Here is a 380-nt window from a genome sequence, read left to right as displayed (position 1 = left end):
GACGATCTACAAGGACAGCCGCGGGCGGGTCAGGGAGACTCTCAACGAGACGGAATCCAAGGCAGGCAATGATATCTATCTTACACAGATCGCAGGGCTGCAGACCGGTATTTACCATCTGGTGGAACAGTCTCTGGCCGGAGTTCTGTTAAAGACCATACTGCCCGGCGACGTGGAGATTACGAGTACCACGGACGGATCCAACATGAAGATACCGGTCAAGGACGCGTATTTCCAGCTGATTAATAATAATATTCTGTCTCTGAAGCATTTTGAATCGGAAGAAGCCTCAGATGTGGAAAAGAATATCAACAGTAAATTCTTATCCTCCAGGGATCAGATTTTTTCTGAACTTCAAAATGAGCTTATGAGCAGTCATC

1 protein-coding gene is annotated in these 380 nt (G+C 46.8%); it reads left to right on the top strand.

The window, feature by feature from the left end; translation table 11 throughout:
- On the top strand, positions 1–380 hold a 380-nt coding region (locus tag NE664_15815; protein ID MCQ4728101.1), incomplete at both ends, for a penicillin-binding protein.

Source organism: Anaerotignum faecicola, from assembly GCA_024460105.1.
Lineage (GTDB): Bacteria > Bacillota > Clostridia > Lachnospirales > Anaerotignaceae > JANFXS01.
Note: the sequence above shows the minus strand (reverse complement) of the source record. Positions and strands in the feature narration are given on the sequence as shown.